Consider the following 13,512-nt stretch of genomic DNA (forward strand, 5'->3'; position numbering starts at 1 on the left):
GTGAGCGGGTGGCGGAATTCTCCCTGAGCCGGGGCGACATCGACGCCGGGCAGGGCATTCCAGGACACGGCGCCATGGACAGGCCACCACGCGACTCCGGATCCGCACGCGTCGCCTCAGAGCGGGTCGTCCAGGTGCACTCCGGCCACGACGACCTCACGGGCGTGACCGGCTCCGGGTACGTGGTCGCCCCCGGCCTGATCCTGACCTCCGCCCAGGTGATCGACCCCGCCGCTCCTTGCCACGTACGCGGCACCGGCCCCTGGACCCGGGCCCAGCCTGTCTGGCACGGCCACGGCCCCCTCGCCGCGGCCCTGCTCCACATCCCTGAGGTCCCCACCGCCTCACCGGCACCCTCACCGGCCCCGTCCGGGCGGAACCCCGGCTCGTCGGGCCCGTCCCGGCTTTCGGTGGGTGGGGCGCCTGGAGGGAGTGGTGGCGCGGCCCGGCCGTCCCCAGCACGGGGAGCGGGCGGGGGCGGAGGGGATCCCGGCTCGCCGGACCCGTCGGGGTCGGACGTTTCGGAGGTGCCCTGGGAGGGGTCCTTGGGGCCGGTTCGGTGGGGGCGGGTGACCGGGGATGGGGTGCGGTGCGTCGTCCGGGGTTTCGCCCGAGCGGATTCGCGGGATGAGCCGCTGGTTTCGGTGGTGGCGGCCGCCGGTGCCGGGGCGGTGCCCGCTTCTCTGGGGGTCGAGTTCTCCGGCTCGCCGCCGGGTGCCTCCAGGCTCGGTTTCTCGGGCGCGGCCCTCTTGGCGGAGCCGACGGGTCAGCTCGTGGGGGTGGTCGTCTCCTGGTACGAGGACGGGCACGCGGATGTCGTACCGGTGGAGGCGCTGCTCCTGGACGACGCCTTTCGCGCGTGGGTGGAAGGTGACGCCCTTCCCGCGTCGGGGCTGCTGGAGGACGTGTCCGGGGACGAGCGGGTCGTCCTGCTCCCCGACCTGCTGGAACCCGCCACGGGAGAGCCTCCGGAGGACTGCCCGGACTGGTCGTTGCCGGTGGCGCGGCACGCGGTGGTGCCGTTCGTCGGCAGGAAGGCGGAGCTGACGGCGCTGCGGAACTGGGCCGCCGGGCCCGAGCCGCTGTCGGCCGCGCTGATCACCGGGCCGGGCGGGTCCGGGAAGAGCAGGCTGGCGGTGGAGCTGTGCGCGGAGCTGTCGGCGGCCGGGTGGGACGCCGGGCTCCTGCCGGCGACGGCACTCGTGGGACCGCTGTCGGATCCCGCCGTCCGGCTCGACGCGTCGCGGCCCACCCTGCTCGTGCTCGACTTCCCCGAGCCGTCGGCCGCCCTGGTGGCCGAGCTGGTGCGCGGCCTGGCCGCCCACCGGCACAACCCGCGTATCCGTCTCCTGCTGGTGGCCCGTACCTCCGTGGGTGCCGCCCCGCCTCCGGCCGCCTGGTGGCGTCGGCTGGACACCGCCGCCGGCGGCCGTCTCAAGCGCCTCATCCGCGCGACCGTCCGCCTGGAGGACCACCCCCTGACCCTTCCGGAGCGCGCCGGACACGCAGCCGCCGCTATCCGCGCCTTCGCCACGCGGCCCGGGGCAGGTGATGGACTCGACCGGATCCGCCCGTTTCCGCTCGACGACCCCTTGTACGCGGTCCCGCTGCGGGTCCATCTGGCGGCCCTCATGCGGGTGCGCGGCCATGAGGCGGGACCCGGCAACGAGCTGGTCCACCGCTTCCTGAACCGCGAACGCGAGCGGTGGTCGGCGTCGCCGGGAGCGCCGGACGACGGCGTGGCGGGCGCGGCGGTGGCGGTGGCCATGCTGTTCGCGCCGTCGCCGAGGGAACTGCGGGCGCTGCTGTCCGTCGTACCCGGCCTGGAGGAGGGCCGGAGGGCCGAGGTCGCGGCGTGGGTCGCCGGGCTGTTCCCGCCGGACGTGCGGGGTGGGCGGCCCTCCGAACAGCGGGTGCCCGCCGTACAGAGCGGGTGGCCCCCCGAGCAACAGGCCTCCGCCGTACAGAACGAGCGGCCCTCCGAACAGCAGGTTCCCGCCGTACAGAGCGAGCGGCTCGCCCAGCAGCAGACCCCTGACGCGCAGGGCAGCCGGGTCCCCGACGTGCGGGGTGGGTGGTTCTCCAGCCGGCGGCCTGCCTCTGATGGGCAGGGGCTGTCCGGCGGGCTGGTGATCGATGTGCCTGACGTGGTGGTCGGGCAGGTGCTGGAGGAGACGGCGGGGCTGGAGTCGCTGGTGACCGTCGTACACGATCATCCGGGGCGGACGGCGGCGCACCTGGCGCGGATGCTCGACGTGCTGCGGGTCTGCGCGGATCACGGGCGGGTACGGGTCGCGCTGCGGTCGCTGGTCGTGCACCGGCTGGACAGGATGTTGTGCGAGGCCGCCTTGGGGCCGGGCGAGCAGCTCGGCGACCGGCTCAACGCGGTGCTCCGACTGTTGCGGGATGAGCCGGAGGTGGCCGGGGCGGTGGCGGCGTTGCCGCCGTGGCAGGCGGGGCATCCCGGGGTGCGGGCGCTGAGGGTGACGCTGGCCGAGATGCTGGTGGAGCGGCTCAGGGGCGGGAAACGGGCCGACGTCGCCACGGCGCTGTCCACGGCGTCGGCCTGGCTGGCGGCGGCGGGGAGGCTGCCTGAGGCGGTGGCCGCGGCGGGTGAGGCGGCCGAGATCTTCGCGGCCGCTCCCCCGTACGAGCAGGCGGAGGGGCAGGCGGAGGCGCTGTTCAACCAGGCGGCGTGCCTGCTGCTGTCGGGGGTGCCGGAGCTCGCGGTCAGGCCCGCGCGGGAGGCTGCGGCGCGGTTCAGGATCCTGGTGGAGGAGGATCCGCGGTACGCGGCGCACGCGGAGCGGGCACAGTACAACCTGGCGTGCGCGCTGGCGGGGACGGGGCGGCTGCGGGAGGCGGTGTCGGCGTTCCTGGCCGCGGGCGGGGATGTATTGCTGGCCGGGGACATGGAAGCGGTCCTCTCCGTGCTGCCTGACCCGGGCGGGGTCTCTCCCGGCCTTTCCTACGAAACCCCGTCGTACGGAGAAGCTGCGGGGGTACGTGAAGGCGCCCCACCGAACGGTCCCTCGCCATACGACAGAGCTCCTGGGGTTCGTGAAGGTGCCCCGACCGATCTCCCGCCATACGACGGAACTCCGGGGGTGCGCGAAGGTGCCCCACCAACCGGTACCCCGTCGTACGGAGGAACTCCAGGGGTACGTGAAGGCGCCCCACCGACCGGTCCCCCGCCAGACGACGGAACTCCGGGGGTGCGTGAAGGTGTCTCACCGAGTGGCCCTCCGCCGTACGGGAGGGCTGCGGGGGTGTATCTGGACGATGGCGCACCGTACGTGAGTGCTCGAAGGGCTGGTGTGCCGTTGGGTGTGGGGGAGGATGCACCGCCCGTGGGTGGGGAGGGCTTGTCGGGTGGTTCCTCGCCGTATGGAGGGGTGCGTCCGGGGGGTGACGGGGGTTCCGCGCCTGGCTCTCGTGAGGGGTGGGCGTTGGTGGGGGGTGGGGTGCTGGGGCCGCTGGATGAGTTGGACGAGGAGCGGCTGGTCGGGCTGGGGGCCGGGCTGGCGGTGGAGGTCGTCGAGGCCGTGCGGGGGGTGGCGGTCACCGATCTGGAGGTGTGCCGGCGGCTCGACCGGCTGGGGTCGCGGCTGGACCGGCGAGGGCGGGGAGAGGCGGCCGTGGTGGTCGCCGGTGAGGCGGTCGTGCGGCTGCGCGGGATCGCGGCGGAGGAGCCGGGGTTGCGTGCGGTGCTGGCCGGGGCGGCCGGGCTGGTGTCGCGGGTGCACGGGGAACGGGGGGATCTCCAGGCCGCGGTGCGGAGTGCCGGGGAGGCGGTGGAGAACCTGCGGGCGCTGACCGTCCTGGAACCGGGGCGGCACGGGCGGGAACTGGCCGAGCGGCTGCGGGACCTGGGCGAGTACCTGCTGCTCCGCCGGTTGCCTGAGGAGGCGCTGGACTCGCTGCGGGAGGCCGTGTGGGTGGCCGACGGGCTCGGTGACGGCCATGACCGGTTGTTGGCTGGATGCCGGCGGCTGCTCGGGATGTGCCTGGTGGAGCTGGATCGGCCCGCCGACGGGCTGGCGCAGTTCGAGTCGGCGGCCGGGTTGCTGCGGGAACTGGGCGACGAGGATCGACTGCGGCGGGATGTGGCGGGATGGGTCCGCCGCTCGCGCGCGCTCCTGGGCCGTGCCCTGCCACTCGCCGAACCTGTGCTCCCGGACGAGGAATTCCCCACAGACTCCGTACGGACGCGTCACCGGGCGATCGCCGACGACGGGCAGGCATCGGCGGCGGACTCCTCGCAGGCACCGTACGGAGCAGCCGAGGACGGACGGGCCAGAAACAGGCCACCTGCGGAGGACTTCCGACAAGCACGACACGCGACACCTGCAGAGGACTACGGGCCGACACTTCGCGGGACACCCGCCGAAAACCCCAAACCACTACCTCACGGGACACCCGCCGAAAACCTCAAACCAACACCCCGCGAGACACCCGCCGATAAACCCAGACCAACACCTCACGAGACACCCGCCCATAACCCCGAACCAACACCTCACGGGACGCCCGAAGAGGGCTTTGAATTTGCACTTCGCGGGGCCTATGACAGGCGCTTCGTGGAGGGGTTGTCGCTGGTTGGGGTGGCGGTGCGGAGTGGGGAGAGTGTGGAGCGGGCCGAGGAGGCGTTGGCGGTTCTCGTGGCGGGAGGGGGGACGGACGTCGGCCCGCTCGCTGACGCTCAGGCGCATCTGGCGTGGGTGTGGGCGGGAGCCGGGCGGGCGCGGGACGCGGTGGTGCTCGCCTCGCGGGCTGCCGGGTTGCTGCTCGGGCACCGGGGGGAAGGCGCCCGGCAGCAGGGTGACCGCGCGCGTCCGGGACCGGTGTGGGAGGAGGGCCTCCGCGCGCGAGGAGAGGACGAGGATCGCCGGCGGCGCGGGGATGACGTGCGGTTGTGGGGGAAGGTCGAGGCGGCTCTGGGGCGGGGGTTGCTGGGGGCGGGGCGGTTCGAGGAGGCGTTGCCGCATCTGGTGGCGGCGGTGGACGCGGACGAGGGGGCGGCGGAGCGGGTGCTGCTGGTCGCCTGTGCTTGGACCGGGCTGGAGCGGTGGGAGGAGGCGGAGGAGGCGGCCGGGCGGGCGGCGGAGCTGGTGCGGGAGCCGCTGGGGCGCGCTGTCGCGTTGCGACTGCTGGCCGGGGCGCGGTTCGCGCGGGGGGACTTCGGCGGCGCGCTGGAGGCCGCCGGCGGGGCGGTCGAGGCGTTGCCGGAGGAGGCGACGGTGCCCAGGCGGTTGCTGGCCGGGACGTGCCTGCAACTGCGGGGGCTGTGCCGGGTGCGGTTGGACGACGACGAGCGGGCGGGGCTGGACCTGGTGCGGGGTACCACGCTGATCGCCGGGCTGCTGGACGACCACGGGCCGCTCGCGCCGGAGCCGGCCGCCACGCACCTGCTCGCCCTGCTGGCGCTCGGTGAGCTGCAGCAGGATCCGGCGCCGTTCCTGGCGCGGGCGCTGGAGGTCAGGCCGTTGCCGCCGCCGGACGCGCTGCGGGTTCTGCTGGACGATCTCGCCGACCATCTGGACGGGGCGGGCGAGGTGGATCTGCTGGGGCCGATGACCGCGTTCGCCGAGGCGTTCACGCGCGAGGTGCCGGTCCGCGCCGGCCGGGAGCTGCACGCGTCGCTCGGCGACTGCCTGGCGCGGTACGCGGCGCTGACCGGCGAGGCGGCGGCGGCCGAGGCGGCGGTGCGGGTGTTCCAGGGGCTGGCGGCGGCCGATGCCCGTCACCGGGCGCGGCTGGGGGTCGCGCTCGCCGCGCTGGCCGGGATCGAGCACGAGCTGGCCCGTCCGGTGCTCGCCACCCTGGAGCAGGCCGCCCACCTGCTGGCCGGTACGCCGGAGAAGGCGGCGCTGGCCAGGACGCTGACGCTCTACGGTGACGCGCTGCTGGGCGCGCGCCGTCCGGTGGAGGCGCTGGCCCATCTGGAGCGGGCCGCCGACCTGTGCGACGAGCTGGACGAGCCCGGCGTCGCCGCCATGGCGTACTCGTGCCTGGGTGCGGCGCTGGCCGCGCTGGACCGGCCGCAGGCCGCGCTGGAGGCGGTCGCCTGGTCGGTGGCCGAGCAGGAGCGGCTGCCGGAGGGCCACCCGGCGGCGCGGGCCAGGGCGGACGAGGTGCGCGGGCTGGTGCTGCGCCGGATGGGCAGGAAGCGGGAGTCGCTCGCCCATCTCGTGGAGGCGGTCAACCAGTACCGGCGGCTGCCCCGTACCGCTGCCCGGCGGCTGGCGGAGGCCGAGGTGGCGGTGGTGATCGTGGACGACATGCTGGCGGACGGGCGGGCCGGTGAGGCGGTGGAGTACGCGGCGCTCGCCGTCGACGGGTACGCCGGATCCCCGGCGGCCCGGCTCAAGCAGGCGCTGGCCAAGCAGCGGCTGGTCCGCTGCCACCTGATGCGCGGCGCGCTGGGCGAGGCGGCTCCGCTGGTGGAGGAGCTGATCGTGGACGCCAGGCGGGCTCCTGACGATCTCACGTACCGGGCGGTGCTCGCGGACTCGCTCGCGCAGAGCGCGGAGCTGCTCACCATGCTGCACCTGGACGACGGGCCGCGGGCGGAGGCCAGGGCTCGGGAGGCGATCAGGCTGTACGACGGGCTGATCGCGGCGGGGGTGGGCGCCGAGAGCGTGCACGCCGGGCGGGCGGGCGCCAACCTGTCGCTGGCGGCGGCGCTGTCGTCGCAGGAGCGGTACGAGGACGAGGTGGCGCCGTTGCGTGAGGCGGTGACGGCGCTGGAGCGGTACGCGCCGGGCAACCCTGTGCTGGGCGGCCATCTGGCCAGGGCGATGCTCATGCTGGGCGACGCGCTGCTGGCGGCGGGCCGGGCGCCGGAGGCGAGCGCGGTGCTGCACCGGGGCACGCGGGTGATCCGGGACGGCTACCTGAGCGCGGTCGCCCACTACCAGCTCGGCCTGTGCGAACTGCGGCTGGGGCGCGACGAGGCCGCCGACGCGGCACTGCGCTCCGCGGACGCGCGACTGCGCGAGCTGCTCGACGCCGAAGGCGACGGCGGTGACGGCGGTGACGGCGGCGACGGCGGCGACGGCGGCGACGGCGGCGACGACGACGACCGCGACGGTGGCTACAGGTACGGGGACGGCGGGTACGACGAGGAATTGGTCGAGATGCATCGGGACGTGCTGCGGGCGCGGCTGGGGTTGAACGAGCGGGCCGGGCGGGCCGGGGAGGTCGCGCTGGTGGAGCACGACCTCATCAACCTTCGCTGGTTCCGGCCCCGCTGACCGGTGGTTGACCAGCACAGGGCCCGCGCCGGCCCTGCGCTGGTCAAGATTGTGCGGCCAGCACCGTGTCCCTGGCCCACCGGTAGTCGGCCTTGCCCGACGGCGAGCGCTCCATGCGCGGCACGAACGCGTACGAGCGCGGCACCTTGTAGCCCGATAACTGCTTCCGGCAGTGGGCGTCGAGCTCCTCGGCGGTGACGGCGGCGCCGGGACGCGGCTCGACCACGGCGGCCACCCGGTTGCCCCACCGCTCGTCCGGCACCCCGGTGACGACCGCGTCGAACACGGCCGGGTGCCCCTTGAGCACGGCCTCCACCTCTTCGGGGAACACCTTCTCGCCGCCGGTGTTGACGCACTGCGAGCCGCGCCCGTACACGGTGATGGTGCCGTCCTCCTCGACGGTGGCCAGGTCGCCGGTGAGCAGCCAGCGGGTGCCGTCCTCGGTGGTGACGAAGGTGCGGGCGGTCTTGTCCGGGTCGTTGTAGTAGCCGAACGCGATGCGGCCGGCCTTGGCGACGGTGCCCAGGTCGCCGGAGCCGGGCCTGACGGGGTGCAGCCGGTCGTCGAGCACAACCAGCCTGGCGTGCGGGTTGGGCCGGTAGCGCAGGCCCGTCTCGGGGGTGGCCCCGTCGATCCCGTCGGCGGTGTAGCCGGCCTCGGTGGAGCCGAAGTTGTCGCGGATCAGCACGTTGGGCAGGAGCTCCTGGAGCCGGTCGCGTACGGTGCCGCTCAGGATCGCGCCGGTCGAGCTGAGCACGAACAGCGACGACACGTCGTAGGAGCCCCGCTCCAGCGCCTCGGCGAGCGGCCTGGCCATGGCGTCGCCGGTGATGTTCATCGTGAGCACCTTCTCCCGCTCGACGGCCCGCCACACCTCGTCGGGGTCGAACGTGCGCACGTACACCATGGTCGCGCCCATCCAGAAGGCGATGAAGGTGCCCATCTGGGCGGCGCCGTGCATGAGCGGCGCGGCGGCCATCATCGCGATCGGGCTCGCCTTGACGGCCTCGTCGACCACCTCCTGCGGGGTGGCGCGCGGCTCGCCGGTCGGGTTGCCGCCGCCGAAGGCCATGAACAGGTCCTCGACGTGCCACATCGCGCCCTTGGGCATGCCGGTGGTGCCGCCGGTGTAGATGATGTAGACGTCCTGCCCGGACCGCGGCCCGAAGCCGCGCCCCGGGTCGCCGCTCCGCAGGGCTTCCTCGTACGAGATCGCGCCGGGGATGCCGGGCGGGCCGTTGACCGCGATGAGATGGCCCAGCCGGGGCGCCTGGCCGGCGACGGCGGCCACGCGGGGCTCGAACTCGACGTCGTACAGCAGGGCCCGGATGTCGGAGTCGCGGTAGAGGTAGAGCAGCTCGGCCTCGACGTACCGGTAGTTGACGTTGACCGGGACGGCGCGGAGCTTCAGGGTGGCCAGGAGGCCGGCCACGTACTCGATGTCGTTGCAGAGGTGGATCCCCACGTGGTCGCCGGGCCCGATGCCGCGGTCCTGGAGGTGGTGGGCGAGCCGGTTGGCCTCGGCGTCCAGCTCGGCGTAGGTGCGGCGGTCCGGCCCGCAGACCACCGCCGTGCGGTCCCCGATCGCGTCGGCCACCCCTTCGAACAAGTCAGCGTGGTTGAACTCCATCACGGCTTCTCCCGTCCGACGATCCACATGGCGAAGAACTGCGCTCCTCCCCCGTACGCGTGCCCGAGCGCCAGGCGTGCCCCGTCGACCTGGTGCTCTCCGGCCATGCCGCGCACCTGCAGCGCGGCCTCGGCGAACCTGATCAGCCCGGACGCCCCGATGGGGTTGCTGGACAGCACGCCGCCGGAGGGGTTCCACGGGATGTCCCCGTCGAGCGCGGTGGCGCCGGACTCGGTGACCTTCCAGCCCTCGCCCTCGGCGGCGAAGCCGAGGTTCTCCAGCCACATCGGCTCGTACCAGGAGAACGGCACGTACACCTCGGCCACGTCGATCTGGCGGCGCGGGTCGGTGACGCCGGCCTGCCGGTAGACGTCGGCGGCGCAGTCCTTGCCGGCCTGCGGGCTCACGGTGTCGCGGCCGGCCCTGGAGAGCGGCTCGGAGCGCATGGCGGTGCCGTGCACCCAGGCCGGGATGCCGGCGGCGGCCCGTTCGGACGAGAGCACGATCGCGCAGGCGCCGTCGCTGGACGGGCACGACTCCAGGTAGCGGATCGGCTCCCACAGCATGGGCGTGGACTCGACCATCGCCCGGTCGATGCCGGGGATGCGCAGGTGGGCGTACGGGTTCTTGAGCGCGTTGAGCCGGTCCTTGACGGCCACGAGCGCGCCGACGTGGCCGGGGGCGCCGCTCCTGCGCATGTACTCCCTGATGTGCGGGGCGAAGTAGCCGCCCGCGCCGACCACCAGCGACGAGCTGAACGGCAGGTGGGTGGAGAGCGCCCAGGTGGCGTTGGACTCCGACTGCTTCTCGAAGCCGACGACCAGCACCCGTTCGTGCACGCCGGACTGGATCAGGCCCGCGCCGACGAGCGCGGTGGAGCCGCCGACGCTGCCCGCGGTGTGCACGCGCAGCATCGGCTTGCCCGCGGCGCCGAGCGCGTCGGCGAGGTACGCCTCGGGCATCATGACGCCTTCGAACAGGTCAGGCGCCTTGCCGATGACGACGGCGTCGATGTCCTTGAACGTCAGCCCGGCATCCTCCAGCGCCCGCAGCGCCGCCTCGCGCACCAGCCCGGCGATCGACACGTCCCTGCGCTTGGTCGTGTAGCGCGTCTGCCCGACGCCGATCACGGCGCAGCGCTCAGCCATCAGGCCTCCAGTACGGTGACGAGGTTGTGCTGCAGGCAGGGGCCGCTCGCCGCGTGGCCGACGGTGCGGCGGGCGGATCCGTCGTGGATGCGGCGGGCCGCCTCGCCGAGGCGGATCAGCCCGGCGGCCATGACGGGGTTCGCGGCCAGCGGGCCGCCGGACGGGTTGATCACGGTGTCGTCGGGCAGTTCGAGCGCCCGGCGCAGGATCGGTTCCTCGTGCGCGAACTGGGCGTGCAGCTCGGCCACGTCGACCGGTCCCTTGCCGACGCCCGCCGCGCGGCCCGCGTCGGCCGCCGAGGACGACCGGCTGAGGTCGCGCAGGCCGAGGTAGTGGGGCTCGATGCGGTGCGCGATGCCGGTGATCCAGGCGGGGGTGGCGCACAGCTCGCGGGCCCGGTCCCCGGCGGCGAGCACCACGGCCGCCGCGCCGTCGGTGATCGGCGCGACGTCCGACGCCTTCAGCGGCTCGACCGCGTACCCGTCGGGCAGCTCTTCCGGCAGGTCCAGCGCGTATGGGTTGCGCCTGCCGTCGGCGCGGCTGCGGCGCGCGATCGCGTCCAGCTCGGCCCGTCCGGCGCCGAGCGCCGACGCCTGCAGCGCCGCGTACGAGAGCTGGTCCAGGCCGAGCGGCGCCAGATAGTACGGGTCGAGTTGCAAGGTCATGATGGCCCGCAGGTCGCCCTGGCTGGACTTGCCGAACCCGTACACCAGGGCGGTGTCCACGTCGCCGTGCTGGAGCCGCACCCACGCCTCGTACAGGGCCCAGGCGCCGTCCATCTCCACGTGGCTCTCCGAGATCGGCGGCCAGGCGCCGACCGCGTCCAGCGCGGAGACGAACGAGAACGGCGCCCCCGCCAGGTAGTCGCAGCTGCCCGAGCAGGTGAAGCCGAACCGTTTCTGCCCGGTCAGCGCCTTGACCTCCTCGATCACGGGCAGGATCAGCTCGGGCTCGGACAGCCCGGTGTCGTGGGCGGTGTGCCGGGTCTGCGCGAAGGCGACGATCGCGACCTGTCTCATTCACAGCTCCACATCGGGTTCGCCGGTGGGCGCGAACCACCGGATGTTCGCCATGGACGCGGTCCGCTCGCTCTCGGGCACCCACTCGGCCCTGACCCGCATGCCCTGTCGCACCTCGTGCGCGGGGACGCCGCCGACGAGCGCGATCACGGGCACGTCGGACCGGTCGAGGAGCACGTACGCGGAGACGAAGGGCACCTCGGGGGCGCGCGGGTCGGGCAGGTTGTTGATCGCGAACGTGGTCACCGTGCCGGTGTCGGGCAGCTCGACCTGCTCGCCGATCGCGATCCCGCACTCGGGGCACGACAGCCGGTAGGGCACGTACACCTTCCCGCAGCTCGCGCACCTCCCGCCGACGAAGACGCCGCGCCTGATCCCCTCCAGGAAGACGCGGAGGGCGCCGCCGGCCTGGAGCGTGTACGGGACGCGGACCGGCGAGACGATCCTGGTGACCTCGGGGGCGAAGCAGGCGAGATCGGTGATGTGGCCCGAGCGTTCGCCGCGCCACACCGGCCACACCCGGGTGCCGGGCGTGACCGCCTTGGGGTTGCCCGCGTCGACGGCGTGCACGAGCGCGGTGTCGGCGCCGTCCAGCTTGATCATGGCCCAGGCGAAGGGCCGGTCCAGCGGGTGCCCGGGGCGCGGCTCGGCCACCCAGGCGGACGCGGTGACGGTCCCGGCCGGGCCGACCTCGACGTACTCGCCGGTCACCGCGTCGCCGGTGGCGGGGTCGTACTCCAGCGCGGGGACGAGCACCCGTCCGTCGGCGGTGCGCACCCCGACGATCCGTCCGGCGCGCAGCTCGGTCAGGAACCGGCCGATCACCGGTCCCGTCGAGCGGGTGTAGCCGCCGGGGAACTCCAGCACGTGCTCCGCGGTCAGCGGATCGGACATGCACCCTCCCGGGTGGTCAGATGGCTCGGTCGCGGCCCTCCCAGTACGGGGCGCGCAGCTTGCGTTTGAGCAGCTTGCCGTTGGGCTCTCGGGGCATCTCGTCGATGAAGTCGACGGTTCTCGGCCACTTCATCCTGGCCAGGCGGCCCTCCAGCGAGGCGAGGATCTCCGCGGCCAGCTCCGGGCCCGGCGCCGCGCCGGGCGCGGGCTCGACGACGGCCTTGATCTGCTCGCCCCACTCCTCGTCGGGGATGCCGAACACCGCCACGTCGGCGACCTTCGGGTGGACCATGATCTCGTTCTCGATCTCGGCCGGGTAGATGTTCGCGCCGCCGGAGATGATCATGTCGGCCTTGCGGTCGCACAGGAACAGGAAGCCGTCCTCGTCCAGGTAGCCGATGTCGCCGACGGTGAAGAAGTCCTTGAGCCGGTTCGCCTCGGTCTTGGCCGGGTCGCCCTTGTACTCGAAGGAGGCGCCCATCATCTTCATGTAGATCGTGCCGGGGGTGCCGGCGGGCACCGGCTCGCCCGAGTCGTCGGCGATGAGCAGCTCGGTGATGGGCCAGGCGTTGCCGACCGTGCCGGGGTGCGCCTTCCAGTCGCCGGGCGTGGCCAGGGTGCCGCCGCCCTCGGTGGCCGCGTAGTACTCGTACACGACGTCGCCCCACCACCGGAGCATGTCCTGCTTCACCGGTACGGGACAGGGGGCGGCGGCGTGGATCATCCACTTCAGCGAGGACAGGTCGTACTTCCCCCGCACCTCTTCGGGGAGGGCGAGCAGGCGCTTGAAGTGGGTGGGCACCAGGTGGGAGCTGGTGACCCGGTGGCGCTCGCAGAGCCTGAGCATCTCCTCGGCGTCCCACCGGTCCATGTAGACGAGCGTGTGACCCATGTGCAGGGCGGTGCCGCCGAACTGGCTGACGGCGGTGTGGTAGCTGGGCGAGGTGACCAGGTGGGCGTTGGGCCGCCCGGGGGTGACGCCGAACAGGCCGAGCAGGAACGTCATCAGCTCCGCCCCGTCGTCGGGGTCCAGGCCGGTCAGCGGGCGGCGCACGCCCTTGGGCCTGCCGGTGGTGCCGGAGGTGTAGTGCATGGTGGCGCCGGCCGTGCGGTCGGCGGGCATGGTCTCCGGCTGCCCTTCGGTCAGCTCGTCCAGCGGCCGGAACCCGGGCAGGTCCGCCACGGCGAAGCGCCGCTCGGGAGCGACGGCCTCCGCCGCCCGCGTCGCCTCTGCCGCGTACCGAGGGTGGGTGACGAACGCCTTGGCCTCGCTGTCGGCCAGGATGTACGCGATCTCCGGCCCGGTCAGGTGCCAGTTGATCGGCGTGTAGTACCAGCCTGCCTGGAGGGCCGCCAGGTAGAGCACGAGCCCGTCGGAGTCGTTGGGCACCAGCCCGCAGAGGCCGTCGCCGGTCCGCAGGCCGAGCGCGCGCAGCCCGTGGGTGAGGCGGTTCGCGCGGGCGAGGAGGTCACCGGCCCGGTGCTCGGTGCCGTCGGGGTCCACGGCCGCGATCCAGCCGGGGTCCGCCTGCGCCAGCCGCCAGAAACCGAGCGTGCCCATCGGTACT

6 protein-coding genes are annotated in these 13,512 nt (G+C 73.9%); 1 reads left to right on the forward strand and 5 read right to left on the reverse strand.

Translation table 11 applies throughout. The annotated features are described in order from the left end of the window. The first annotated feature begins 8 nt into the window (after positions 1-8). Entirely contained in the window at positions 9-7,253 is a 7,245-nt protein-coding gene (locus FR742_RS44785; protein ID WP_187281372.1) for a tetratricopeptide repeat protein, read from the forward strand. Between the two features lie 43 nt (positions 7,254-7,296). Here the strand turns inward: FR742_RS44785 and FR742_RS30595 are convergent, their stop codons facing one another. Genes FR742_RS30595 through FR742_RS30615 form a run of 5 tightly spaced genes read right to left on the reverse strand, consistent with a single transcriptional unit; the run spans position 7,297 to position 13,505 of the window. Then, positions 7,297-8,883, reverse strand: coding sequence for an acyl-CoA synthetase (locus tag FR742_RS30595; RefSeq protein WP_148034146.1), 1,587 nt, complete (start codon positions 8,881-8,883; stop codon positions 7,297-7,299). Continuing rightward, on the reverse strand, positions 8,883-10,031 hold the full coding sequence (locus FR742_RS30600; RefSeq protein ID WP_148034147.1) for a thiolase domain-containing protein: 1,149 nt from the start codon (positions 10,029-10,031) through the stop codon (positions 8,883-8,885). The genes FR742_RS30595 and FR742_RS30600 overlap by 1 nt, the downstream gene beginning before the upstream one ends. Then, positions 10,031-11,050, reverse strand: a complete 1,020-nt coding sequence (locus tag FR742_RS30605) for a thiolase domain-containing protein (RefSeq protein WP_148034148.1) — start codon at positions 11,048-11,050, stop codon at positions 10,031-10,033. The genes FR742_RS30600 and FR742_RS30605 overlap by 1 nt, the downstream gene beginning before the upstream one ends. Beyond that, positions 11,051-11,944, reverse strand: a complete 894-nt coding sequence (locus tag FR742_RS30610; protein ID WP_148034149.1) for a Zn-ribbon domain-containing OB-fold protein — start codon at positions 11,942-11,944, stop codon at positions 11,051-11,053. It lies immediately after the preceding gene. 16 nt (positions 11,945-11,960) lie between these two features. Beyond that, the gene (locus tag FR742_RS30615; protein ID WP_148034150.1) at positions 11,961-13,505 is read right to left on the reverse strand and encodes an acyl-CoA synthetase; all 1,545 of its coding nucleotides are present in this window, start codon (positions 13,503-13,505) and stop codon (positions 11,961-11,963) included. Between the last annotated feature and the right edge of the window lie 7 nt (positions 13,506-13,512).

The organism is Nonomuraea sp. C10, assembly GCF_008017515.1.
GTDB classification, from domain to species: Bacteria; Actinomycetota; Actinomycetes; order Streptosporangiales; family Streptosporangiaceae; genus Nonomuraea; species Nonomuraea ferruginea.